Source organism: Pseudoclavibacter sp. RFBJ3, from assembly GCF_002931375.1.
In the GTDB taxonomy this organism is placed as follows: Bacteria; Actinomycetota; Actinomycetes; order Actinomycetales; family Microbacteriaceae; genus Pseudoclavibacter.
Map to the genome: position 1 here is coordinate 15746 of NZ_PSXZ01000010.1, position 23260 is coordinate 39005.

Here is a 23260-nt window from a genome sequence, read left to right on the forward strand (position 1 = left end):
AGCCCGCCATTGCAGGAGCTGCCCAAGGTTGCGTCATCGTCGCGAAGGGTGCACGCCGGCAGCCGCCAGGCGCTGCAATTCTTCAAGCAAGAGGAGCTGCGAGGAGCTGTGGCCGAATGGCGGTTTCGACTCTCTGATGAGCCGATACTCGGTCAGCATCCTCGAATACACCTCGTACATCCTCTTGTCTGAATTGCCGCTGCCCGCGTCGAGCATGAAGTCACGTTGTTTTTCCCAAGAGCCGTGCGACACGAGGTAGCGGACGTAGCCCAGCATGCTCGCTTCGAGCCTGTCATTGATGTCAAATCCACGGAAAGAGACCGCGTACTCGAGCCCATCGTCGACGCGAGCGCCCTCGTCCCGGAGGCGCTTGACGCTCGCCTGAGCGCAGCGGAACATGTCAAGAACATCGAGCACGAAGCTGCTGTCGCGACGCGTGAGCTCAGTGTCAATGCCTGCGAACTCGACCCGGTACTCGTGAGTGAAGCCCTTCTCGAGGACCTTCGCCCGCTCGAGCTGGTATTCGCGGTCGCGGTCGCCGTCGCCGTGAAAGGCATTTTCAGGCAGCACTCTTGCGAGAATGCGATGGAGCAAGGCAAGCTGATGTCTCTCCTGCGGGGTCATCGTGTCCGGATGAAAGCCGGTCGGCGCAATCTCACTGTCAATTCGAAAACGGTCGACCGCATCCTCAAGCGTCGTGCGAACAAACTCGCTCATGGACACGCGCCTCGCATCGGCATGTTCTTGCAGTGCGTCTCGAGTCGCGTCGTCGAGGCAGATGGTAATCGTGGCCATAGAAAACTCCTGGAGTCGTGTCTTCCGCTGCACTCGTGATCGACGCTTCGCCTCCGCGCAGAGCCAAATTATCGTCGCGCAGGTCTCTACCCACCGGTGTCAGCGTCCTTGCTCTCATTGCCTTGGACGGCTTCGAGCGACACCGCCGAGTCCGCTACAAGGGCCCGGAACTCCGGAGAGGCGAGCGCACTCGCCAACACCCTCTTCACGAGAAGAACCGCATCCGCATCATCCACGATGGCGCCCATGCCTGTCCCCGGGATCTCGACTTTCAGGCGGGTCGCTCGCAGGACCTCGTCAAACGCTGTCGTGTCCAGGATCCTCGTCAGCTGCGTGCGCTCGTCTGAGCCTGACAGCTCGAGGAGATGTTCTCGGAAGGCGGCGCCCTCGTCTCTGGTGAAACCGTTGGCGCGAGCGAGAGGTGCGAGGTGCTGCGCCAGGACCGCGAAGTCGACGCCACGCGCCCGCACTGCGTCTCCCAGGACATCACCAACGAGGCTCAGGTCCTCGTGGTCTGCCACCAGATCGGCGACGGTCCGCTCGATCGTCGTCACCGGAAGACCAGCGCGCAGGGTCACATTCCGGGGCGCAAGATCCCGTCGTCGCAGCCTCAATCCCGCCTGCTTGGACTGTCGCCGCTCCGTGGTACTGAACTCGAACGGGGAGGGCTGCAGATCTCCATAGCCATGCAGGTAGCTCGCGGTGGGTCCGCTGACAACAATGGCCTCTCGTCCTGTGGTCAGGCGTTCGATTGCGGTTACGCCCGGCTCGAGGACCAGCCAGTGCGCTCGCAGCTCGTCGAACTCATCGAGGCCAGCACCAGCGGCTTTGTACACGCCACGGATGACTCGATCGAGCAGGCCACGCTGCTCGAGTCGGCTCAGTTGATCGCGACGAACCCCCTTCGACTCAGCCTGCTTCGCCGTCACCAGACCCCACTGGTTCGACATAACGTCGACCAGCGCTCGGAGCGTGTGCATAGCGGTCAAGTGACCATTGTTGCACCTGGAGTGCTACAGAAGTAGATCTCCAGCACCGAGTCCATCGTTCTCGGTCAGGCAATCTACGACTGTCCACGGCTGTCTAATCCGAAACTTAGATTCGGTGACATGACGCGCGAAGCGTTCCTGCAGTCACCGCCGCGCTAGTTAGCCGCGTCGTATGCATCAACGACGTCGGCAGAGATGCGTCCGCGCTCGGCGACATTGTGACCGTTGGAACGGGCCCATTCGCGGATGGCGTTGAGGTCGCGCTTCGGGCCCGATGCCTTCTTCGCGGAGCCGCTCCTGCCGCTGGTCTTGCGGCCAGCTTCCACGTAGCGGTTGAGCACGCTGCGGAGCTTCGTGGCGTGCGCGTCGGTGAGGTCGATCTCGTAGGCGGTGCCGTCGAGTCCGAACGTGACCGTCTCGCCTTCGCCGTCAGGGATGGTGCTCTGGTCGAGGTCGTCGGTGAGCTGGTAGATGACTTTCTTGGCCATGAGGATGCTTCCTTCTGATTAGTCGACGTTCGCACGCGGCACTTTTCCGCTGCGTGCTCGTGGTGAATTCGTTGCGGAGCGTGTTTCCGGATGCACTCTCTCTTGAGTTTCCAGACGCTACCAAGACCAGTCTGAATGGGACGAGTGCACGCACGCACGTGCAAACCCAAAGCGTCGACAGCAATCGCCAGAGAATCAGCACGCTGGATGGAGGATGCCGAATGCCTTGCTAGTGCCGGCTGTGGCGGTGCTCACCGTCAGGCGATATCGGCCCGAACGGGAGCGAGATCAATGCGGCACGTGGCGTCGCCCAGGTGCAGCGTCGTGCCGGAGTGCAACGCATATGGAGTACCGGCCTCGAGCTGGGTTGGCGGCTCGGTCTGCGCTTCGGTGCCGTTGCCGGAGCTGTTGTCCGTGACGATGATGCGGCCCTGTTCGTCGACGTCGACGAACAGGTGTGTGCGGGACACGAGCTGCTCGGGGCTGTGCACGCGAATGGGCGTGCGCCCGTTGACCGGCTCAGGATCCCGTCCGATCGCCGCGTGCCCCTCCACGACGATCGGGGCGTGCCCATTGAGCGTCAACTGCAGCCTCGGCTGCAGCTCTCTCGCGGCGCCATCCACCGGTGGTTGCTCGGCTTGACCCTCGTCATCGCGGATCGTGGCAAGTTGGACACTCTCGCTGACAGTGGCATCGAGTTCGACGCGATGGGGCTCGGGGGTGGCGCACTGGGAGCACGCGTCCGCGATGACCGGCTCGAGGTGCCGGCAGACGCGGCATCGCCCCTCGATCGGCGCGAGGCCCTCAGCTGCAGGCAGGGCGCCGGCTTCGTCAACTTCTTGCACGATGCCGTCCGCCCGGACGGCAAGCGTCCATTGATGTGGGGTCTCGTCGACGTCGAGGCGGACGGGGCGGCCGAGCTGGATCGCGTAGGCAACGCAGCGGGCGATCATGCCCGTGCGGAGCTCCTCGATCGAGGCTGCAGCGCAGGCGCGTTCGGTGCCGTTGATCGTGAGCGAGCCGCTCCCGTCAGTTCGAACAACCGCGACCATGCGCGGCCAGGAGGCGAGCTGCTGCGTCTGCTGCAGGGTCTGGGTGTGCGGCATGGTCAGAGTCCTCTCGCGACAGCCGCTCCTGCGGCGAGCCACGCGCGTTGGGTCTTCGCGCCGAGGGACCCGTAGCGCAGGACGCCGTCGACCATGGCCTGGTCGAACGGGATGGTCGCGACGTCGCGCACCAGGCCCCGGTAGCCGTTCGCGACATGGTCGACGTCGGCTTTGCTGCCCTTCGCGTTGGCTTGGTTCACGACGACGACGGCCTGATTGGCGAGGTGCGCGGACTTCTCGTTGCGCTTGGCGAGCGCCTCGAGGAGCAGGGCGCCGGCTTCGGCGTGGTCGTCGCGGGTGGTGGTGGCGAGCACGAGCTGGTCGGTGTGGTCGATCATGCGCAGCCACATGGGATCGGACTCGTCGTTGCCGGAATCGATGAACACAAGCCGGTAGTACTTCGAGGCGACGGCGTGGATCGCATCGACGTCGGCCGGCGCCATACGCTGCTCGTGCGCGAGGTTCGTGGGCTGCGAGCGCAGCACGTCGAACCGGTCGCGCGTCTGATGGTGCACATAGTGCGCGAGATCCGCGGACTGCGCCCCGGTCGACAGCAACCGGTCCACCTGCGGGAGCAGCTCGAGGAGCGTGGATTCGTGCGGGCCTTGCTCGGTGCGCCAGCCAAGCGTGCCGCGGGTCTGGTTGTTATCCCACGTGAGCACGCCGGCGCCACCAAAGCGCGCGAACACGGCAGCCAGCAGGATCGTGGTGGGTGTCTTCGAGCTGCCGCCCTTCGCGTTCACGACGGCGATCGTTCGAGGTCCTGGCCAGTGCTGGCTCACGGCCTGCACATCTGCGCGTTCAGCGCGCTCGTCCTCGGAGGGGCTGAGGCGGATACCGACGCGGGAGAGGGCGCCGCGCCAGCCGTTCGTCGCGGGCTCTTCGGTCTGTTCCTGCGTCAGGAACGATCGGCGAGCGTCGCGGCGGTTCTGCGGATCCCCCGGCTGCGACAGCTGAGGCTGGGCAGAAGCTGCTGTTGCCTGGTGTAGCCCAAAGGTGGGCGCAAGAGCAGACGCCGCGGGGGCCGCGGACGGCTGAGCGTAAGTGGGTGCTGGAGCAGATGTCGTCGGGGCGGCCGCGGGCGGTGCGTAGCTGGGGGCAGGCGCGGGTGTCACCTGGGGTACGGCGGTCGCCGCGGGCGGTGTCGAGATAAAAGCGCTCGGCGCCTCATAGCTCGGTGCTGCAGGAGCAACGGGAGCCGCCGGGGCCGGGAGCTGCACGGCAGCGATAGGCGCTGGAGGTTCGGTCGCGACGATCGACTGCGGTGCAGTGATGGGCTTCGGCTCTCGACGCGGCCTCGAGGGCGACTGCGCGGTGTCCTCATCGATGCCCTCGCTGCGGTGCTGCACCTCGGCCTGCACGCGCCCCTGAGGGTCCACGATGAGCGTCCACACGCCGTCCGGGTCAGTAGTCGCTGCCCGGATGACTTCGTTCCGGTTTCGGGCCATCGCGCTGAGCTTGTCGACGATGTACCCCCTCGCCACATCGACCGTGGGGGCATCGAACGGCTCTTGCACGCCGTCCACTGCGATGTGTCCGGTGCCGGATGCGTCGGTGTAGGCGGTGACGACGGGGACTGCCTGATTCGTGGCCATGGGGATGCTCCATCTATCCGAGGGTGATGCCCACTTGGGCGAGGAAGGGTTCGGGGTCCACGGTCTCGTCGTTGACGAGCACCATGAAGTGCAGGTGACAACCGGTCGATTGGCCGCTCGTGCCGGTCATCGCGATCTGCTGCCCAGCTTGGACGGTGTCACCGACATTGACCAGCAGTCCACTCTCGAAAGAGTGCAGGTACTTGGTGGTGATGCCCCCGCCGTGATCGAGGGTGATGGTCCCGTTGCCGCCGGAGTCGAAGCCGCGGAAGGTGACCGTGCCGGCTTGGGCCGCCCAGATCGGGCCATCGCAGCCACCGGCCGCAAGATCGGTGCCGGAGTGCAGCCGCTGGTCCCCGTAGATGGGGTGGACGCGCATCCCGTACGGGTCCGTGATGGGACCTTCCCCGGGGGCTGCCCAGCCGGTCGAGGAGACCTGGCCGGGGGTGCCGGCAACGCCGGAGCACACCTGCGCGCCCGCACCGGTCTTGAGGCCGGTCGTGGTGCCAGAGAGTTCCTCCACCACTTGCACGGCTGGGTCCCAGAACTGCTCGTAGTAGTACGGGTCGAGGTTGACCTGCGTGCGGTTCGCGACCAGCGTCGGCTCCACCGAGTCACGCTCCGGCAACGGCACGGAAACCTCCATCGCCGAGTAGAAAATCTGCGACGCCCGGTACGGGTCCAGACGCTCTTCCCGGCTCCCCCAGTGGTCCTGCTGCTGGAACAGGCCGATCGACGTGGTGGGGCTGCCGTCGGGGTTGGTGACGCCGCTGGTCTCCCAGTCGCCGTAGTCGATGTTGTTGAGCGTCGATTCGCCCATCGCCGTCATGACGCCGATGGTCTGGTCCCGCACGCTCAAACCCATGTCCTTGCCGGCCAGAATCACGTTCGCGGCGTTCACGAGCTGCTCACCTTCGTAGCCGGCGATCTTCCCGTCGGGCACGCTGTTCGGATCGACGGAGACGCCGCTCGCGCTGCCGGAGGCGGGGTTGCAGGCGTCCGCGTTGGTGCCGAGCAGCAGCACCAGGCTCAGCACGAGCGCGATGACGACACCTGGGACGGCGACGATCGCGATGATCGCGCCGGAGCCCTTCTTCCCCTCCACCGTCAGTGCATCCCCTCGGGCGGGGTGAAGCGTTCGACGAGCCACGGGGAGTCGCCGTACTCGCGCACGATCATCACCGTCCACGTGCCGGCATCGGTCGGTACCTCGACGTGCGCGAGGTACACGCTGTCGTCGTTGACGATCACGCCAGGTCCCGTGACCTGGGTCGCGGGGATGTTGGCGTTGCGGATGAAGTTGTAGTCCTTCGCCGCCTTCGGCGTCAGCAGAGGCGTCAGATCCTCGATCCACGTGTTCGGATCCACGCTCGGGCGCGCGTAGGCCGTCATGGCCGCCTCCGCCGCAGCGACCACGGCAGCGCGAGACGTATCGTCCCAGACAGCTGGCGCCTTCGGTCCCGTGGTCTGCCCCGTTTTGTCGTCGACGATGCCCGCGGGTGGCGGAGTGAACTGGTCGAGATCTGGCACGACCATCGTCGATGTCGTCGTGGCCGTCGGGACAGCTCCGGGATCGGCGGGTGGCTCAGTCGCGCACGCAGTCAAGGCGAGCGTCGCGACGAGGGCGAGGCCTGCGGTGGAGCGTGCGTGGTGAGTCATATGGGGAGTTCTGCCCTTCGCTTCATGCCGGGATTGTGGTGGGGTGGTTTGATCCGGTCCGGAGCCCTCGCTCCTGGCCGTACCGCGTTACGAACCAGGTCCGAGCGACCATGTACCCCGGGAGAGTTCCCTTCTTGAGCACCGCAGCGAGGCCGTCAACATCACCTGTCATCGGCGCCCACCTCTTCGTCGGGGTCGTCGCCCAGGGGAAGATCCGCGAGGGACTTCGTGTTGTTGGGGTTCGCGTTCGAGCCAGCTTCGAGCGCCTCACGCAGCTGGTCTTGCGGGATGAACCAGCTCGAGCCGAGCTTGTACGCCGGGATCGTGCCGTCCTTCAACCAGCGGTAGACGTTCGTCTTCGTCATGCGCAGCAGGTCCGCGACTTCCGGGACCGTGAGCACGCGCGGGTAGCCACGGAACATCTCCTCGAGCCCACTCGGGCCCTCGACGTTCGTCATCACGATGCCGATGACTGTTCTGCGCGACATGGGACCACCGTATAGCAAAATGCTCTAATGTGCATTCTTGTGTACTCCTGTGTGTTTTGATGGACTCAGGTAGACAGATGCGCAGTGCTAGATGCGACTCCTGCCTACGCAGGTGTGCGCTCATTATCCGGGGAGGGAACAAATGACGGTCGGAAACAACCCATGGGTCTCCCAGCCCGTCACACCCGTAGTCAAGGTGCAGCCGCCCCCGATCAGCAACTGGGCAGGCTTGCAAGGCCCCTCAGTGCCGCAGCTCGGAGTTCCAGCTCCGGATCGTGCAGACCAGCTCGAGGTGCGCGACCATGCTCGAGCGGCGGAGCTCTACTTCGTCGGCGCGCACGGCGGTGCCGGGGAATCCTCGCTCGCCACTCTCTCCCAGTCGTGGTCTGCTGCAGAGCATGCGTGGCCGCGCATCGCGAATGGCTCAGTTCGCGCTCGAGTCGTGATCGTCGCTCGCTCGAACATGCAGGGTCTGCTCGCCGCGCAACGGGCCGCGACGCAGTGGGGTGCCGGCCTTGTGCCGTTCGTCGACGTGGTCGGGCTCGCGATCGTCGCCGACGCTCCCGGCAAGCTCCCCAAACCGCTGCGCGACTTCGCCGCCGTCGTCCGGGGCGGTGTCCCCCGCATGTGGCACCTGCCCTGGAGTGACGCTCTCCGCTTCGGAGACACCCTCGACGCTGCCACCGCGCACAAAGACGTGCGCGCGTTCGTCACCGATCTGACCGCAACGCTCACCGGTGCCCAAAGCACCTCCCACTGAAAGGACCGTCATGAGCCCTGAACTCATCACCGCTGCCGCCCTCGTCGGAGAATTCGCCGCGAACACCCCCGTCGCGCTGCCCGATTCCCCGCCCGTTCAGCCCCCAGGCACCGAAGGCATCACCACAATCCTGGGCTGGTTGAAGTGGGTCGCTCTCGCGGTTTGCATCGCTGGCCTCGTCGCTGCCGGAGCCATGATGGCCGTCAACTCGCGCCGCGGTGAAGGCGGCGAGCACGCCGGGAAGATCGCCATGGCTCTGGGCGGCGTCATCATCATCTCGGCGGCGACGTCCCTCATCGGGTTCTTGATCTAAGGAGCGCCGCAACATGGCCAACAACGGAGAAAACACCTCCAGCCCGTTCACGCGCCCAGGGTTCATCGTCGCGGCCATCATCGTCGCGATCGTCGCAACACTCGGCATCACACTCGCGGTCGTCGGAGCGCTGAACAGTAGCTCTGGGGCAGAGACAGCTCCACAGGCCAGCTCATCGGGCGGCCCAAGTTCCGCTCCGGCGGCACCAGCGGAAACAGCGGAGGTCACCCCTGAAACAGGCAGCATCTGCGGCCTGCCAGGTGAAGTCTTGACGGGTTCCGTCTCAACTGCCCCGGAGGCCGAATGGGCGTTCGATGGCACGCTCGGATACCCGAAGTCTGCAACCTACGGTCCTGGCCAGACCAACGCGAACGGTGTCCGCAGCTGCTTCCAGCACTCGCCAGAAGGAGCGGTCTTCGCCGCGGCCAACGCTGTCGCTCAGGGCAGCAACTCCGCCACCGTTGGTTCCTTCTTGGAGTACTTCCTGGCAGAGGGACCCAATCGCGACGCCGTACTGGCCTCGGGACCGGGCAACACCGGTGGGGGGTCGGGTGTTCGCGTGGATATCGAAGGGTTCCGTGTCCTGTCCTACACCGGCGACACAGCACGAATCGACATTGCGGCTCAGGGGTCCACGAACGGACAAGTCGTGAATGTGTCCTCTGTCTACGATCTGGTGTGGGAAGGCGGCGACTGGAAGCTGAATGTGGTCGATCCGAACGCCCCCATTGACGTGGCGACCATCCCCGACCTGGCTGGATACGTCGCCTGGAGCGCATAACTCGTGGCCGCCGCAGACGATGGATGCAACGGCTGGAATGCCTTTGACGTCAACTGCCACATCGAAGAAGGGGCGCAAGCACTCGCTAGTGGTGCGGTCGAAGACCTCGCCAACGCTATCGCCGAAGGCGTTGGCAAGATGGTCGCTACGCTCGGCACGATCTGGGTCTACATCAATACCCCGAACCTGACCGACACCGGCGACCAGAACGCCGTGGGTGCACCTCCGATCGGCTCGGAGATTGAAGTGCTGCTCGGATGGGTGACCTGGATCGGTCTGGTCTTCGCGGTCATCTCCGCGGTCTTCCTGGCCATGCAGGTCGCGACCCGGATGCGTGCCGGTGAGGGCTTCATGGCGGTCGGGAAGCTCGGTTTCATCCTCGGTGGTGTCGTGCTCATCAGCGCGGCAAGCGCCCTCATCTCCCAGATCGTCCGCGGCAGTGGCCCGAAGGGGGTCGGCGGGGCGGCGTTCTTTATTCAATCCTCCCTTTGGTGGATTCTGGGTGCCGTCGCAGTGCTGTCGGTCATCATCGGCGGCATCCGCATGGCCTGGGAGAAACGCGCGGAGCCCGGCCGCGATCTCGTGCAGAGCCTCATCACGCTCATCGCGGTCACCGCGTTCGGAACGGCCATGGTCGGCATCCTGATCAGCGCAGCCGACCAGTTCTCAGTGTGGGTGCTGAACGCGTCGACGAACTGCCCCGCAGGGGTGGACACCGAAGGCAGCGCCTGCTTCGGCGAAAACATCACGACACTTCTGGCCTTCACCAGCAACCCGGTCGGCGGCGCACTCGCGCCCATCCTCGTCATCATTCTCGGTCTCATCGCCATCCTGACCTCTGCGTTCCAGATCGTGCTCATGGTCGCCCGTAGTGGCATGCTCGTCGTCCTCGTCGGCATCCTCCCGGTCGCCGCAGCCGCGACGAACACAGAGATGGGGAAGACCTGGTTCAAGCGCTGCATCGGCTGGATCATTGCCCTCGTGCTCTACAAGCCAGCCGCCGCGATCGTCTACGCCGCGGCATTCCAGCTGGCCGGCACCGATGTCTTTCAGGACGACGGCACTGGCATCTTGGCCATCCTGACGGGCCTGATGCTCATGATCATTGCCCTCTTCGCGATGCCGGCTCTCCTGCGGTTCGTCACACCCATGGTCGGGTCGATGGCGGCCGGTGCTGGTGGCGGGATGCTCGCGGCCGGTGCCCTCGCAGCACTCCCGAGCGGCGCAGCCGCCCTGGGGCGTCTCGCATCTGGCGGAGGCGGCGGAGGGAACGGCAACAGCGGCAAGACCGGCGACAAGGGCGACAGCGGTTCGACATCGGCACCCACAGGTGGGAAGTCCGGTAGCCAATCCGCGGCCTCATCGGCCCAGAACGCTGGCGCGCAGAGCGCCGCGGGTGGGAAGTCCGGTGCCGCACCCTCCTCCGGCGCAGCCTCGACAGGAGCCGCGACCAGCGGTGCCGGCGCAGCAACCGCAGGAGCGGGAGCTGGTGCAGGTGCAGGTGCTGGCGCGGGAGCCGCAGCGGGAGCCGGCGGCGGTGCCGCAGCGGGCGCGACCGCAGGAGCCGCGGGCGGCCCAGTGGGCATGGCCGCGGGAGCTGCCGCGGGCGTGACGCTTGGCAAGGCAGCAGAAGCAGGAAAGGCCGCGGCAGGAGCCGTGAAGGACCTCGGAGAGCAATCGACTGGAGAAGGAGGCGGCCCAGATGGTAGCCGTTGATCCCAACAACCGTGCCCCCCGTACCTACGGGAACTGGCGACGTCCAACCTCCCCCGGCCTCATGGGGCTCGGGTCCGTGGGAACCGCGCTCATGCTCGGCAGCCTCGTGCTGGTGGTGCTCATCGTGATGCTCGTTGGAGTGCTGGAGGCCGCGATCACCTTCGGGGTGCTCTCGATCCTCATGCTCGCCGTCATCACAAAGGACTCCCACGGGCAGTCCGTCGTGAGCCGCCTCGCGACCCGCCTTGGATTCGCCGCCGCGCGCAGCCGGGGCGCGAACGTGTACCGGTCTGGCCCCATCGGCCGCACCGACTGGGGCACATTCCAGCTCCCCGGCCTGGCAGCACCGACGAGGCTCAGCGAGCATCGCGACTCGTACGGGCGACCGTTCGCGCTGATCTACACCCCAGCGACGCTCTCGTACTCCATCGTGCTCGGCACCGAGCCCGACGGAGCAGCGCTCGTCGACCCCGAACAGGTCGACTCGTGGGTGGCCGACTGGGGCCACTGGCTCTCCAACATCGGAGACGAACCGGGCCTGGAGGCCGCGGCCGTCACCATCGAAACCGCCCCCGACTCCGGCACGCGCCTGCGCCGCGAGGTCGCAACGAACATTGACGCATCTGCGCCCGAGTTCGCGCGCGGCATGCTGACCGACATCGTGGACTCGTACCCGTCCGGCTCCTCGACCGTGAAGGCATATGTGGCGCTCACGTTCTCGGCCACGATGCGATCCGGCGGCAAGAAGCGCAGCGCCGACGACATGGCGCGCGAGCTGGCAGCTCGCATCCCAGGCCTCACCGCGGGGCTCGAAGCGACGGGCGCTGGAGCTGCGCACCCGGTCGCCGCGCAAGAGCTGTGCGAGACCGTGCGCATCGCGTACGACCCGGCCGCGGCCGCGCTGATCGACGAGGCGCACGCGAACGGCGAGACGCCCGAGCTGACCTGGCCGGACGTCGGCCCTACGGCTGCGCAGGCTGACTGGGGCGGCTACCGCCACGATTCGGCCTACTCGGTCACCTGGTCGATGACTTCCGCTCCTCGTGGCAGCGTGCAGTCCGGGGTCCTCGCGAAGCTGCTCGCCCCGCACCGTGACATCGCGCGCAAGCGCATCACGCTGCTGTACCGGCCGATCGACTCGGCACGAGCTGCGGCCATCGTGGAGGCCGACCTGTCGGCCGCGCAGTTCCGCGCGACGGCGACGGCAAAGCCCTCCGCCCGTGACAGCCTCGGCATCCGCGCTGCGGAAGCCACGGCCCGGGAGGAAGCATCCGGCGCGGGCCTCGTGGAGTTCGGCGTGCTCGTGACGGCGACCGTCGACGATCTCGACATGGTGGCCGACGCGAGGGCTGCCATCGACAACCTGGCCGCGACCGCACGCCTGCGTGTGCGTCCGGTCTTCGGCTCGCAGGACTCCGCGTTCGCGGCAGCCCTGCCGCTGGGACTCGTGCTCCAGAAGCACGTCAAGGTGCCAGCCGAGCTGAGGGACAAGCTATGACTCTGCTGCGACGCACAACAAAACCAGCGAAAGATGCGACAAAAGCTTCGAAGGACGCGACCTTTGTGAAGAAGCGTGCCTCGAGTGCCGAGCCCCAGCCGACCCGGCCTAAGCGTCCGGGGATGCGCGGTTGGCTCGGCAAGGGGCGGGGCGAGTCCACGTACGTGCAGGCTCCGCAGGAGTGGCGCGGCACGACGGTCCAGGTGTGCGGCCTCTGGCCGTTCGCCATCGGGACCGGCACGCCCATGGTGGGCGTGCCGCTCGGCCGTCACATTCACACGGGCGCGACGCTCTGCTGCGACCCCATCTCCTGGTTCCAGCGGGCCAAGCTCATCTCTAACCCATCCGTGTTCGTGCTCGGCAAGCCCGGATTGGGGAAGTCCTCGATCATCCGCCGCATGGCAGCCGGCCTTTCCGGGTACGGCGTGATCCCCATGGTGCTGGGTGACTTGAAGCCGGACTACCTGGTGATGATCCAGGCGCTCGGCGGGCAGGTCATCGAGCTGGGACGTGGCCGCGGCTACCTCAACATCCTCGACCCCGGCGAGTCCACGGAAGCCGCCCGCCGGCTGCGCTCGGAGGGCTACGAGAAAGAAGCGCTCCAAGTCCTCGCGGACGCGCACGGCCGCCGTCACACGATGGTCTCCGCGCTCCTCACGATCATGCGCGGCGCTCCCCCAACCGACCGGGAAGAGACCATCCTCGACCGGGCGTTGAAGGTGCTCGACGACACCCACGAGGGCGTGCCCGTGCTGGACGATCTCCTCAAAGTCATCCAGGACCCGCCCCTGGAAGTGCGGGCCGTGGCTTTGGATCGTGGCAGCGATGTCCGGTACAAGGAGATCACTGAAGATCTCGAAGCCTCCCTCATCGGCCTCACGGGCGGTGGCCGGCTCGGGGAGATCTTCTCCAAGCCGACCACGAACCCGATGCGCCGCGACCGGCCCGTGGTCTACGACGTCTCCTCCATCGACGACTCAGAAATGGACCTCCAGGCCGCAGCACTGCTCGCGTGCTGGTCCGCCGGCTTCGGCACGGTCAACGTCGCGAACGCCCTCGCGGACGCCGGCCTGGAGCCACGACGGCACTACTTCGTCGTGCTCGACGAACTCTGGCGAGCCCTCCGCGCCGGCCGCGGCATGGTCGACCGCGTGGACGCACTCACTCGCCTGAATAGGACTCGAGGAGTGGGCATGGCGATGGTCACGCACACGATGAGCGACCTCCTCGCGCTGTCCTCGGAGGAGGACCGCATGAAGGCGAAGGGTTTCGTGGAGCGCGCGGGCATGGTCATTTGCGGCGGGCTCCCCGGCGCGGAGATGTCGCAGCTCACCTCCGCGATCCCGCTCTCTCGTGCGGAGCAAGAGCTGCTGGTCGGCTGGCAGGACCCGCCCGCCTGGGACCCGACGACGAACCAGGAAGCGACCCCTCCCGGGCGCGGGAAGTTCCTCGTGAAGGTCGGTGGGCGCCCAGGCATCCCCGTCGACGTCCAGTTCACGGCCGCCGATGACCTGATGAGCGACACGAACACCCGCTGGCACGAGCAATCGCGCGTCGGTGACACGGAAGGGGAAGCATCGTGAGTACTCCGAACAATCGTCGGCGCGATCCGGGCGGACTCGACAGCGGAACGATCGCGCTGTTTGCGGGTATCGGTGTGGTCCTTGGTGGCCTCCTCATCGTCAACGTCGCGCAGCGGCTCGGCCATTTCTTCGATGACAGCGGCACCGTCATTTCCGGAGATCCGTTCCAGGTGCTCTTCGGGACGCTGGCCGGCGACCTCCCCTGGCCGAACTCGGGCTGGTGGATTGTCGGCGGCCTCGGGGCCGTCGTGGTCGCCCTGATCGTGGTGAGCATGATCGCCGCTTCCCGGTTCAAGAAGCGGCGCACGCGCGTTGACCGCGCGGCCGCGTACATGGGCCGTGGCCGCGACATCGAGGGCATCAGCAAGAAGCACGCGATCAAGCAGGCCGAACGCCTCGGGGTGCGCGACAAGATCGGTGTGCCGATCGGCAAAACCCTCGCGAACGCTCCCCTGTTCGGCACGTGGGAAGACATGCACATCGATATCTGGGGGCCACGCACGGGAAAGACGACCTCCCGTGCCGTGCCGGCCATCCTCGACGCTCCCGGCGGCGTGCTGGTGACCTCGAACAAGCGTGACGTCGTGGACGCGACGCGCGACGTTCGCGCGGCCGCCGGCCCCGTGTGGGTGTTCGATCCGCAGGCGATCGCGCTGGAGCAGCCGACGTGGTGGTGGAACCCCCTGTCGTACGTGACCGATGAAGTGAAGGCGGCCAAGATGGCCGATCACTTCGCCTCGGGCTCCCGCGACGCGGGGGCCAAGACGGATGCCTACTTCGACCCCGCGGGGCAGGATCTCCTCGCGGGGCTGTTCCTCGCCGCAGCGCTCGACCAGCGACCCGTCACCGACGTCTACTCATGGCTGACCCGACCGACTGAGGAAGAAGCGGTCGACATTCTGCTGGAGCACGGGTACACGCTCACCGCCGACCAGGTGCGCGGCGTGGTGAACGCGCCAGAGAAGCAGCGCGGCGGCATCTACGGCACGGCGCAGCAGATGGCGTCCTGCCTCACGAACCGCCAGGTGGCGGCCTGGGTGAACCCGATGGGCGCGAGCTCAACGGACGATCGCCGCCCGCACTTCGACCCGACCGCGTTCGTGCGCGACGGCGGCACGCTCTACTCGCTCTCCAAGGAAGGCCGCGGCACGGCCGGCCCTCTCGTGACGGCGCTGACCGTGGCCGTCGTGGAAGCAGCGGAAGAGCTGGCCGCGAACTCGGCCGGCGGCCGCCTCTCGGTGCCGCTGCTCGGCGTGCTCGATGAGGCCGCGAACGTGTGCCGGTGGCGCGAGCTGCCGAACCTTTATAGCCACTACGGATCTCGCGGAATCGTCCTCATGACGATTCTGCAGTCGTGGTCGCAGGGCGTCGACGTGTGGGGCACGGGCGGCATGCAGAAGCTGTTCAGCGCCTCCAACATCAAGGTCTACGGCGGCGGTGTCTCCGAACCGGAGTTCTTGGAGATGCTGGCCAAGCTCATCGGTGATTACGACCGGCACTCCTCATCGGTCTCGTCCGGGCGGGGCGGGCGCAGCGTGAGCCAGCAGCTCCAGCGTGAGCGCATCCTGGACGTCGCGGATCTCGCGGCGATGCCCAAGGGTCGCGCGGTGGTGCTCTCCTCGGGCAACCGGCCCACCCTGATCCGCACGCAGCCGTGGATGACCGGCGCGCACGCCGACCAGGTGAAAGCGTCGATCGCCGCCCACGACCCGCAGGCGCACCGCACGATCAACGAAGCGGAATCCGAACTGGTTGCCGTGCAGCGCGCCGAATCAACCAGGGAGGCGTGATGAGCAGGTGGGGCGAGGAAGAACCCGGCATCGAGACTGAGCCGGCCGCCGTCGACGAACAGCCGGCCGCTGTCGAGGAGGAGCCGGCGCGGCCGCGCGCGCGGCGCGAACCCGGTCGGGCGTTCGGCGTCGACCTGGCCGAGCTGACGTCTGAGCTGGTCGCGGTCGCCTTCCACAAGGAGATCCGTAAGCAGGTCTCGGCGTCGGCATCGAAGGCCGCTGACGAGGCAGTGGGCGGTCTCCTGGATGAGGACGTGCTGGACGATCTGCGCATCCGGATTGAGACCGCCGCCGCGGACGCCGCGGCACAGCAGCTCGCGGCGATCGACGACGGGCCGGAGGAGCCAGAACCAGAGCCGGAGCTGTACTACGGCTCCGTCGACGAGTTCGTGCGGGAGTACTTGATCGGTGCCTACCGTCGCCGCGTCGACGGGCAGAACCGCGTGTGGGCCGCGCGCTGGTGGGAGTATGACGAAGCGGTGATCCGCCTCGATGCGCTGTGGCGTGCGTGGGAGAAGCTGCGGCAGGACCCGAGCACCGGCATGAGCGTCTGGTGGCGCGATCACGCCGACCACCACATGGGCGTGCTGTTCAGCCCGGATGGCCCGTTTGCCGGCGTCAAGGAGAGCGAGGAGAACCGGAACAAGAAGGGCGAGCCGCTGCCCTACGCGGCCCCGCCTGATGGGCTGTTCCCGGACGAGCGCCTGAGCGTCGACGAGGAGCCTCAGACGGCGAGCTGAGCGCCAACGAGAGAGGGACCGCACCCACAAGGTGCGGTCCCTCTTTCGTGCGTGAGCTGCGCGCTCAGCGGCTCGGTTCGCTGCGCTGCGCCTGCGGGGTGCGGCCGCGCGAGTTGCGCGCCTTGGGCGACTTCCCCACCGGCCCCTTGACTGCTTCCGTCGCCGGCTTCCCCTGGCTGACGTCCGCGCGCATCTTGGCGCTGACCGCTTCCGGGCTCACGCCTTTCGATTCGAGATCCACGGCCGTCGCGTCGCGGCGCTCGGCGGAGTCGTAGAGCGGCTGCGCGGCGTCGCGTGCTGCATCGGCCAGCGCCTGGCGCTGCTCGGCCTGCACACGTTCCTCGTGGCGCTGCTCGGCGTCGGGATCGTTCCCCGCCTCGGTGCGCGATCGCTCGGCCGCGTTGTCCGCGCGATCGGCTTCGTGCAGCAGACGGTCCGCCTCGGCCTTCTCAGCGGCCGAACGCTGACGTTCCGCGTCCGACTGCCCCCGGTTCTGCTCAGCTCGCTCCACGGCCTCGCGCACGGCCGCGGGATCGGCGCGCGTGTTGTCCACGTCGATGCCGTACCGGCTGCGCAGCTCGTCGCGCATTCGCGCCTCAGCTCGCACCGCCTCGGGGTCCTCGTTCGACCAGGCGCGCGCGTTCTGGTACGTGTTGCCGATGTCCTGGGGAGTGGCCTTGTCCCACCACTCGTTGCGATAGACGTTGCCGAACTCGGCGTGCGCCGCTCGACGTTCCGCCTCCAGGCGGGACTCCAGCTCGCGGGCCTCGCGCTGGCTGCGCTCCAGTGCGCGCCGCTTCGCCTCCTCGCGGCCGCGGGCGAAGGACTCCCCGACCCGGCCGGCTGCCGTGACGAGCACGCGCATCTGCCCTTCGAATGCTTCCTCGATGCCATCGCCTTCTTCGGCCATGATCGTTCTCCCCTTCTATCGTTCCGGGCCGCGATCTGCGACCGGTCGTGCAGTCGTGCGTGCTTTCGTTGGCTCGATCGGATCGGGCACGGGTGAGCTGGTTTTGCTCTTGCGGTGCTCCGCGGCGCGGTCCATCTTGGCCAGCTCCTCGGCCACCGTTTCGTCGATGCTCGCGCGAGTGGCGCTGATGGTCGCGGTGCTCGTCGATGCGGTGCCGGCGGTTGCCGCCGGGGCAGGTGCGAGGCCTTGACGTACACGCATGAGACGGTCGCGCACGTCGGCTTCCATGAGCTGCGCCTGGCGCAGCTCCCCGGCTGCTCTTGTGGCGTCGTAGACGGCACCAGCGAGGTTCATGAGCTGACGCAGCATGGCAAGCTCAGCAGCCTTCCCCTGCCCTCCTCGGGCGGCGCTGGCGAGCAACATTGCAGCTCCGCCGATCGACGCCATGCCGGAGCGCGGTGCGCGCTCGGGGCGGCGGTGCGTCTGTGCTGATTTCGACAGTGCATCGGCGGCCGCGGCGAGATCGCCCGGCTCTGCTTCCACTGCTTTCGACCAGGCCGCGAACGCTCCAGCGGTGTCGCGTGCGACGCGCTGCCAGGTCTCGCGATCCTCCATCGGGACCGCGCGCAACTGCTCGTTCAGTTCGCCCACTTCCTTGGCATACCGGCTCCACAGTTCGGGGTCCGGTTCGGTGCTCTCACGCCCCGGAGCTGCGACGCGCTGGCCGCGCTTCGCGGCGTTCCACTCGGCGGCTGCTTCCGTGGCACCAGTCGGGGTGTCCGGCCATCCCTCGCGCAGGCGCGGCAACGTCAGGTCGCGGCCCAGGTGGCCACCGCCGTACCAGATTGGCCGCTCGCCGGCCTTGGGCCTGGCGGCGACCGAGTACCCAGTGATGACGTCCGTGCGACCGTCCGCGAACCGCGGCCGCACGAGCACGCCTGAGCGGCGCATCCGGCGCACGAACTCGCCTTCGCTGTCGGACGCTGCGGCAGCCCCGCGAACGGTACGCGCGAGATCGTTGCGGGGCACGTTCAGTCGCACCTCCGCGGCGACGCGAACCTGACGCTCCTTGCCGTCCAGCTCAGCCCAGCTCGGCATCGGCTCGGCCGATCGCTCGGCCTGCTGCTCGTACTTCTTCTGCGCGAACATCGCCGCGCGCTCCTCGACCCGGGCCTGCTCGGCGGGGCTGTAACCGCGCGTCGACCGCTCACCCTTCGTGGACTCCAACTGCTCCAAGCCGTACTTGACTTCAAGCGCACGCGCGACAGTCTGAGCCCGGTGGAAGTCGTTGTGAATCGACGCCTTCGTGCCGTCATCACGAACCAGATTCACGGCGATGTGGATGTGATCGTTCCCGGCCTTCGAGACACCGTGACGAACGGCCACCCAGCGGCACGGAGCCTTGGTGCCCTCGTTGTCGTCGAACCCCATGGCCGTCACAAAGTCTTGCGCGATCGCGCCCCACTCTTCGTCCGTGCGCAGGCCCTCTTCGGCGCGCAGCGACAGCGAGGCGTGCCACACGTGACCGCCAGGAACGTCGACACCGAACGACGTGCGCGGCCGGTCCAGGTGGCGAGCGATGGAACGCGCAGCGTCGTCGCCCAGCTCGGCGTCATCGTGCCAAGCCATGAGCGCAGCATCCCCGGCCACCAAGTGCGGTTCGGTGTGCTCGTTCGCGCGCCCCTTGCCCACCAGGTACGTCATCAACCCGGCCATGCGATCGCCGCGCGTGACGTTCGGCATCATGACAACTCACCGGCCAACTGGTCGCACAAATCGTCGATCCGCTCGGCAGCTCGACGTGCAGCAGCGAGCGTCGCATTCGTCTCGGACGGGATCTCATTCGTCGAGTTCGCCTGACGTGCAATCTGGTTGACGTTGTTCGCGATACCGGCCAGCAACCGGTGCGCCGAGAACAACTGCACCAGCAGCTCCTTACGCTCGGACGCGTTCACCGACGCGGCATCCGCACCACCGGCCAGAGCTGAGTCAACAAGCAACTTCGGCACGCTCACGTGGTACTCCAACGCGAGCGACAGCAGCCGAGCCTCCTCCTCGGGCGTCACCCGCACGACGTGCCGGTGCTGACGACCACCAAGAACACGGCGACGCCGCTCGGACTTGCGGTGCGAGCGGGAGTCCTCGACCTCATCAACCATGCTCGTCACCTCCCATGCCCAGCGCAGCGAACCCGCCTCGTGCGCGGACCGGCCTAACGCCAATGTAGCCGCAAAAGCTCAATCCGGGCACCGGATTGTATAGCTTGCTCCCCGCTGGGCGTCCATGCAGGTCACTTCCGTCGACAGACGGGAGTGACCGCGGCGCAGCCGTGGCGCTCTTCTGGGCGACGTGAAACGTCGCGCAAGGCGATGCCACTCCGTACGATGGAGGGCATGGCTAGAGAACTGAGTGTGGAAGAAGCAGTCCAGCGTGCGCAGCAGCTCCAGGAGGACCGAATCGGCGCGATTCGCGGTCTCGCTGAGGCACGACAGAACCTCGCAGACACTCGCGACGATGCCGCGCGCAGGCTCGCAGAAGTGCAGCGCGAAACCGCGGAGCTGATCGCCGCAGCCGAGCGCGAGGACGTCAAGCGATACGCCGCCGCACAGTCGGCCGGATGGTCCGCCGACGAGCTGCGAAAAGTGGGCTACCCGGAGCCCGAAAAGAAGACGCGCGTCCGCAAGCGGCAGGCGCGAAAGTCACCCGCGCAGAGCACGCCGGATAACGGCACTAGCGACGCCTCGGGCGTCGCTGACGAGAACCCGGCTGAGTGACGTAACCCCCTGACCACCTGTGGACGGCCTGAGCCCTAACGCTTCGCGGCTCCACCCGCCCACAGGTGGACAGCGGGACCCCATCTGTCCGCCCGCACACCGGCCACACCGTCACCTTGCCGGGGCACGTCGCGCAGCGTCTGTGCGGCCCGTGCACGGCCTCGACGCTGAGACCATCCGCTGGCTAAGAAGAACTCGTACGACGTTCCCTGCGCTTCGTCGCGTGACGCCTACGGTAAGTGTCACTGAGCGAAACCTCGGCCGAGATTTCTAGCTCCTTTGCCGCCATCCGGAGCGCGCTGCGGTAGGGGACACTCTCCGCTGAATACGTGAACGCACGAGCACTCCAGACAATGGAGCTTGCGGCAATATGGAGCAGCGACTGGAGGCCCAGGGCCTCGCTCGGCACGTGCTCCGACAGCGGCGCATACCCCCGCTGCGGAACTGTCCGCTCGAAGTACAGGTCGACCACTTCGAGAGCCGCATGGCTGTAAGTGGAGAGCCGTCGATAGACGATGTAGGCGTCAGTCTCTTCGGCCGTCAGGTCGTTGCAGACGCCCTCGAAATTGCGAACCGAATCAAAGGTGTCCGCGAAGGGCCTGACATCGGTATCTGCAACCTTTTCGGCTCCGTCTCTGAATACAGGGGACGAAGCTCGGCGGGCATCTTTCTGGATCGCAGCGCGGTTAGGTGCATGCTCAGCTATGACAGCTTTGATGCCATGATCGTCTTCGCTCTGCATGAGCCAAACTGCGGTCAGCGCGCACTCATACATCTGCCTCACGAGTGGGGGCATCGCATTGACATGCCCGTGGTCCGCGAGCAGCGCGACGGCCGTCGCAGTCTCGTGCACATGTCGCACCAAGCCCTTCACGGTTGCGATGCGCGCGACGTCGAAATCTTCGACGTGCTTACCCTTTCGCGCCGCTGGCTGGACCCATTTCTGAGCGGGCAACCCGTGCTCCAGCCACTGCGCCCGCAAGTGCTCGATGAGGTTCCGCAACTCCTCCACTTGCAGCGTCACTGGACGCCAGCAGACGGCCTGGGCGCGGTGCTCGACGCGGCGTCGTTGTCGACGCGGCCGAGCGCCCGCGAGACCGATGACGAGCCGACGTTGAGCACTCGCGCGATCTCGGCAATGCTGTGACCCTCCGCGCGCATGCGCACCGCCTGGGTTGTGCGCTCGGGCGTCATCACGGACGGGCGGCCGCCGACGCGGCCCTGGGCTCGCGCGTGCGCGAGCCCGCGCTGTGTGTTCTCCCGAATCGCATCCACGCGGAGCTGCGCGAACACGGCGACGATGCCGAACAGCGCGCGCCCCATCGGCGTCGTCGTGTCGATGTCAGGCTCAGTGAGACTCTTGATGTCGATGCCGCGATCGTGCAGCTCACTGATGGCCTGAATTGCCATCGTCTCGCTCCCCGCGATGCGGTCGAGACGACGCACCATGAGCGTGTCACCCTCCCGCAGGTAGTCGAGGCAGGCGAGCCACTGCGGCCGCTCCGCGACGCGGCTCGATTCGCCGTGATCCACGAACACCCGCACCGCTCCCGCAGCGCGCAGCTCGGCCTCCTGCGCGGCAGGGTCCTGCTCCCGCTTCGACACTCGCGCGTACCCCACGATGTTCGTCACGACTCCTCCCGTGCAGAGCTGGCGTGACGCGCTGCAAGCACTCGATGGATGCGCCGCAAGCCCGGGATGACGAACACGAGCGTCGCTCCCCCGCCGACCGTTGCGATGACGCGGCCAACCAGCGACCCAGTGCCGTCGACCCACATCGACACCATCCACAGGAAGACTCCCGCTTGCAGGAGAACGAACGCTGACAGGAGCCGCGTAGCGCCGCGCTTGGTGGTGCCAAACTGGCCGCGGCCGGTGGCGAGAAGGACGGTACCAACGACGAGCGCGAGGAGACCAAGCCCGACAATGAGATTGGGTAGAAGTGTGTCGTACACGGATTCTCTCTCTCAGCCGCGACCGACGTCGTAGCGCTGTCCCGGCTGCTGCGGGGGCCGCTTGGCGGCACCCTCGCTGGTGCCGGGCCGGGTGGCCTCTGTGGCCGGTCTCGGGAACGATGCCCGGTACGGCGAGCGATCTCGCATCGGGTCGCGGCTCGGGTCCGGCGCGGTCGCCTTCGGCGGCTGCGGCGGACGCTCCACGGCCATCGCTCGGAACACCGGCACGAGCGACGCAGGCTGCGGCGCGTACTGCCCTCGATCGGGACCAGAGAGCATCGACGCCTGGTTCCACAGCTCCGAACTCACACCAGACACTGCGGGGCTGTAGTCGATACGGAACGGGCTCAGCTCGGACACGTGCTGCATGAACAACTTCCCCGACCGGCCGTTACCCTCGCGGAACGGGTGAGCCTGGTTGACGTACGCGTAGACCTCGGCGGCAGCCGACGCGAACTGGTCGCGATCCATCGTCGACCAATCAGCACCGCGGATGATCCGGTTGGCGTCGCTGAGGTACTGCGGAACGTCGGCCGGATGCGCGAACTCGCTGAGGTTCTTCCGGATGCCGACCGTGCGGTACACCCCCGCCCACTCGTACACGTTCCCAAAGAGCTGCTTGTGGATCTCGCGCACGTGCGCGGCGTCATAGGTCCTGGCGATCGGCGTCATACCCAGCTCGATCTTCGCCTGCTGCTTGCCCGTCTCGGCGTACTCGCGCTGCGCCAAAACGGCCCCGTCGCGCTCTCCGTAGAGATTGCGCAGCACGGGGCCGCCTGGCTCCCAAAAGTACGAATCCCAGGAGGAGAACTGCGACGCCATCAGCTCGCTATGGCGTGCGCGCGGTGACGCTCGGCAGCGCCTGCCGCGCGCCGGTCGTACTCGGCTTCGTCGATCGCGCCGCGCACGAAATCAGTCAGGTTCTCGACGTCCTCGCGGTTCGGCACCCAACCCTCGTGCCAGCTCGACGCGAACGTGTTGACGACGGCCGTTCGGGTCGCGTCGTCGAGCGGCGCGAACAGCTCCGGCCAGCGGGCCTCGATGTTGAACTCAGCGGCCATGATGGACCCCTCTCGTCGGTCTCGTTCAAGTCTACCAGCTCGCCCGAAAACGGTCTATAGGAAGTTTCGGGCAGTATGGGTTTCGGTGCAGAGTTTCGGGCGGCCCAGACTCAGCGTGTCGACGTCGACGGCGGTTGGCTCGACCACTCCCCCACAAACGATCGTTTTCGGGTCAATCACAGTCTGCGGAAACCGCACACTAGCCTTGTCACATGACGACACGGGACGATCAAGGGCGCTCCATCGACCAAGCCCAGGA

At 66.9% G+C, this 23260-nt stretch carries 25 protein-coding genes and 1 pseudogene; 9 read left to right on the forward strand and 17 right to left on the reverse strand.

Translation table 11 applies throughout. The features are described 5' to 3' along the window. Positions 1 to 33 precede the first annotated feature (33 nt). The 9 genes and pseudogenes from C5E07_RS11375 to C5E07_RS11410 all read right to left on the reverse strand — a co-directional run bounded on the left by C5E07_RS11375 (position 34) and on the right by C5E07_RS11410 (position 7120). Complete coding sequence (locus C5E07_RS11375) at positions 34 to 795, reverse strand: YfbU family protein (protein ID WP_104299510.1); 762 nt, start codon at positions 793 to 795, stop codon at positions 34 to 36. Positions 796 to 881: 86 nt separating this feature from the next. After that, positions 882 to 1349 (reverse strand): hypothetical protein, encoded by a 468-nt coding sequence (locus C5E07_RS19820; RefSeq protein WP_258063900.1) that lies wholly within the window; start codon positions 1347 to 1349, stop codon positions 882 to 884. A 336-nt stretch (positions 1350 to 1685) separates the two neighbouring features. Beyond that, a pseudogene (locus C5E07_RS19995) lies at positions 1686 to 1775 on the reverse strand (hypothetical protein); the annotation flags it as partial. A 164-nt stretch (positions 1776 to 1939) separates the two neighbouring features. Beyond that, on the reverse strand, positions 1940 to 2272 hold the full coding sequence (locus tag C5E07_RS11385; RefSeq protein WP_104299512.1) for an Lsr2 family protein: 333 nt from the start codon (positions 2270 to 2272) through the stop codon (positions 1940 to 1942). Between the two features lie 257 nt (positions 2273 to 2529). Next, complete coding sequence (locus C5E07_RS11390; protein WP_104299513.1) at positions 2530 to 3378, reverse strand: FHA domain-containing protein; 849 nt, start codon at positions 3376 to 3378, stop codon at positions 2530 to 2532. A 2-nt stretch (positions 3379 to 3380) separates the two neighbouring features. Next, entirely contained in the window at positions 3381 to 4973 is a 1593-nt protein-coding gene (locus tag C5E07_RS19205; RefSeq protein ID WP_258063903.1) for an AAA family ATPase, read from the reverse strand. Positions 4974 to 4986: 13 nt separating this feature from the next. After that, the gene (locus C5E07_RS11400; RefSeq protein ID WP_104299514.1) at positions 4987 to 6078 is read right to left on the reverse strand and encodes a M23 family metallopeptidase; all 1092 of its coding nucleotides are present in this window, start codon (positions 6076 to 6078) and stop codon (positions 4987 to 4989) included. A 2-nt stretch (positions 6079 to 6080) separates the two neighbouring features. Further along, positions 6081 to 6632, reverse strand: coding sequence for a hypothetical protein (locus tag C5E07_RS11405; protein ID WP_104299515.1), 552 nt, complete (start codon positions 6630 to 6632; stop codon positions 6081 to 6083). Between the two features lie 161 nt (positions 6633 to 6793). Next, positions 6794 to 7120 (reverse strand): helix-turn-helix domain-containing protein, encoded by a 327-nt coding sequence (locus tag C5E07_RS11410; RefSeq protein ID WP_258063905.1) that lies wholly within the window; start codon positions 7118 to 7120, stop codon positions 6794 to 6796. A 142-nt stretch (positions 7121 to 7262) separates the two neighbouring features. On the opposite strand from C5E07_RS11410, the gene C5E07_RS11415 reads away from it, so the two are divergent. The 8 genes from C5E07_RS11415 (at position 7263) to C5E07_RS11450 (ending at position 16301) form a co-directional block, all read left to right on the forward strand. Further along, positions 7263 to 7880, forward strand: coding sequence for a DUF6668 family protein (locus C5E07_RS11415; protein WP_104299516.1), 618 nt, complete (start codon positions 7263 to 7265; stop codon positions 7878 to 7880). A 10-nt stretch (positions 7881 to 7890) separates the two neighbouring features. Then, positions 7891 to 8193: a hypothetical protein gene (locus tag C5E07_RS11420; RefSeq protein WP_219820074.1), complete on the forward strand. Its 303-nt coding sequence runs from the start codon at positions 7891 to 7893 to the stop codon at positions 8191 to 8193. 13 nt (positions 8194 to 8206) lie between these two features. Continuing rightward, entirely contained in the window at positions 8207 to 8974 is a 768-nt protein-coding gene (locus C5E07_RS11425) for a hypothetical protein (protein WP_104299517.1), read from the forward strand. 138 nt (positions 8975 to 9112) lie between these two features. Further along, positions 9113 to 10690, forward strand: a complete 1578-nt coding sequence (locus tag C5E07_RS11430; RefSeq protein WP_146080582.1) for a hypothetical protein — start codon at positions 9113 to 9115, stop codon at positions 10688 to 10690. Next, positions 10677 to 12188: an SCO6880 family protein gene (locus C5E07_RS11435; RefSeq protein ID WP_181057958.1), complete on the forward strand. Its 1512-nt coding sequence runs from the start codon at positions 10677 to 10679 to the stop codon at positions 12186 to 12188. The genes C5E07_RS11430 and C5E07_RS11435 overlap by 14 nt, the downstream gene beginning before the upstream one ends. A gap of 122 nt (positions 12189 to 12310) precedes the next feature. Further along, positions 12311 to 13771, forward strand: coding sequence for a type IV secretory system conjugative DNA transfer family protein (locus C5E07_RS11440; protein WP_258063907.1), 1461 nt, complete (start codon positions 12311 to 12313; stop codon positions 13769 to 13771). After that, on the forward strand, positions 13768 to 15561 hold the full coding sequence (locus tag C5E07_RS11445; protein WP_104299521.1) for a type IV secretory system conjugative DNA transfer family protein: 1794 nt from the start codon (positions 13768 to 13770) through the stop codon (positions 15559 to 15561). Before C5E07_RS11440 ends, C5E07_RS11445 begins: the two co-directional genes overlap by 4 nt. Further along, entirely contained in the window at positions 15561 to 16301 is a 741-nt protein-coding gene (locus C5E07_RS11450; protein ID WP_104299522.1) for a DUF4913 domain-containing protein, read from the forward strand. The genes C5E07_RS11445 and C5E07_RS11450 overlap by 1 nt, the downstream gene beginning before the upstream one ends. Positions 16302 to 16365: 64 nt before the next feature. Here C5E07_RS11450 and C5E07_RS11455 read toward each other — a convergent pair whose 3' ends face one another. The 3 genes from C5E07_RS11455 to C5E07_RS11465 are packed head-to-tail and all read right to left on the reverse strand — an operon-like array spanning position 16366 to position 19370. Continuing rightward, on the reverse strand, positions 16366 to 17211 hold the full coding sequence (locus tag C5E07_RS11455) for a hypothetical protein (RefSeq protein ID WP_104299523.1): 846 nt from the start codon (positions 17209 to 17211) through the stop codon (positions 16366 to 16368). Positions 17212 to 17226: 15 nt separating this feature from the next. Further along, on the reverse strand, positions 17227 to 18957 hold the full coding sequence (locus C5E07_RS11460) for a relaxase/mobilization nuclease domain-containing protein (RefSeq protein ID WP_104299524.1): 1731 nt from the start codon (positions 18955 to 18957) through the stop codon (positions 17227 to 17229). After that, positions 18954 to 19370 (reverse strand): MobC family plasmid mobilization relaxosome protein, encoded by a 417-nt coding sequence (locus C5E07_RS11465; protein WP_104299533.1) that lies wholly within the window; start codon positions 19368 to 19370, stop codon positions 18954 to 18956. Before C5E07_RS11465 ends, C5E07_RS11460 begins: the two co-directional genes overlap by 4 nt. Before the next feature lie 234 nt (positions 19371 to 19604). Between C5E07_RS11465 and C5E07_RS11470 the strand changes: the two genes are divergently transcribed. Further along, positions 19605 to 19985, forward strand: coding sequence for a hypothetical protein (locus tag C5E07_RS11470; protein ID WP_104299525.1), 381 nt, complete (start codon positions 19605 to 19607; stop codon positions 19983 to 19985). A gap of 184 nt (positions 19986 to 20169) precedes the next feature. Here C5E07_RS11470 and C5E07_RS11475 read toward each other — a convergent pair whose 3' ends face one another. Genes C5E07_RS11475 through C5E07_RS11495 form a run of 5 tightly spaced genes read right to left on the reverse strand, consistent with a single transcriptional unit; the run spans position 20170 to position 23001 of the window. Further along, a complete protein-coding gene (locus C5E07_RS11475) occupies positions 20170 to 21009 on the reverse strand; it encodes a DUF5677 domain-containing protein (protein WP_104299526.1) in 840 nt (279 codons plus the stop codon). Further along, positions 21006 to 21617, reverse strand: coding sequence for a recombinase family protein (locus C5E07_RS11480; RefSeq protein ID WP_104299527.1), 612 nt, complete (start codon positions 21615 to 21617; stop codon positions 21006 to 21008). The genes C5E07_RS11475 and C5E07_RS11480 overlap by 4 nt, the downstream gene beginning before the upstream one ends. Continuing rightward, positions 21614 to 21940, reverse strand: a complete 327-nt coding sequence (locus tag C5E07_RS11485; RefSeq protein ID WP_104299528.1) for a hypothetical protein — start codon at positions 21938 to 21940, stop codon at positions 21614 to 21616. Before C5E07_RS11485 ends, C5E07_RS11480 begins: the two co-directional genes overlap by 4 nt. 12 nt (positions 21941 to 21952) lie before the next feature. Continuing rightward, positions 21953 to 22708: a Fic family protein gene (locus C5E07_RS11490; RefSeq protein WP_181062311.1), complete on the reverse strand. Its 756-nt coding sequence runs from the start codon at positions 22706 to 22708 to the stop codon at positions 21953 to 21955. A gap of 53 nt (positions 22709 to 22761) precedes the next feature. Beyond that, positions 22762 to 23001 (reverse strand): antitoxin VbhA family protein, encoded by a 240-nt coding sequence (locus C5E07_RS11495; protein ID WP_068481556.1) that lies wholly within the window; start codon positions 22999 to 23001, stop codon positions 22762 to 22764. Positions 23002 to 23260: the final 259 nt, after the last annotated feature.